The 1,198-nt window shown below is 46.2% G+C and carries 1 protein-coding gene; it reads right to left on the bottom strand.

The window, feature by feature from the left end; translation table 11 throughout:
* Positions 1-1,198, bottom strand: a 1,198-nt coding sequence (locus tag A3766_RS02745; RefSeq protein ID WP_156508638.1) for an LPS-assembly protein LptD, incomplete at both ends; no start/stop codon positions are given.

The raw sequence follows: 1,198 nt of genomic DNA, 5'->3' as shown, positions 1-1,198 counted from the left end.
CGGAACAAAAACCCATGTAAGACTTCGCTATCACTATCTAGATAAGATTGACTTAGCAATTGAACGCGCCAGCAGCAGCTACTATATTCAATGCCTGCAAGCGAACCAATGCTGCGCTCTTCCTCAAGGTCGTAACGAAGACGGCCTATTAGACTGGTTTGAGGATAAATAGGCGCAATAAAAGAGGTGTCGATTTGCTCTAGCTCACCCTGGATATAGCGATGGCTGAAATTCAGCACATGACGGTAGTCTTGACTGTGTAAGTGCAAACTCGTATTGCCTTCCTGGGTCTGGTTGTTTCTGGCATCCCATAAACCACTCGTTGCCAGCTCTACACCTGGATAGGGACGGAAGATAAACTCGGTCGCCAGCAGGGAGTCTTTGCGGTCGGCCTCTCCAACGCCATTTATGCCAACTTCGCGATCATCGTAGTGGTAAACCTGGCCAATGCTGACAATAGCTTTCTCTTGCCCAGTTTGCATGTCGGTCCAACGATTGGTGATACCTATCGTCAGGCTGTTATTGTCACCGACTCGATCACCGCCACTAAAGCGATAGGGACTAAACAGTCGCTGATAGTTGAAGCTAGGTAAGGTACTGTCGAAATTAGGAAGAGCATCTTGGTCTACGCTCTTGGCATTCACATAGTAAGCTCGTGGTTCCAAGCTGTGGCGAATCGTGGATGACTTGAAGAATTGGCTTTCACTGAATAAAGAACTTCGGTCGAAGAATAAAGCCGCATCAAGTTCATAAATTGGAATGGTGCGAGAGATATTATTGTCGACAGGCGTATAATCTTCAAGAAAGTAGTCGGTATGGTCGATACTTACAGATGGGCTGATATAGCCCCAGCTCTTAGATAAAGGCAATGATACCTTGGGCTGGTGTCGAACGCGTGAGCCTATAATACGTTCATCCCCGACGAGACCTTCCTGGTCACGATAGAAGTAGACATATTGGCTGTGCCAGTCGAGTTGCAGTTGTTTGTAGATAGAACCGAATTGATAATTTAGTTCAGGTAAGCGTTGATAAGCTTGTTCGCTTGCCAGCAGTGTTTCATCGATACTTTTGTATTGCTGCATCAAGAAGCTGAATCGCCAGTTATCCTCTGAATAATGGAGTTCAGCCCTTCGATCAAGGTTATCACTTCGGTTTATATTCAGCCCCTGGTTCAAATCATCCAGGTAGTCAAAGTCGC

It is taken from the genome of Oleiphilus sp. HI0132, assembly GCF_001635845.1.
This window is presented reverse-complemented; position numbering and strand designations above follow the sequence as displayed.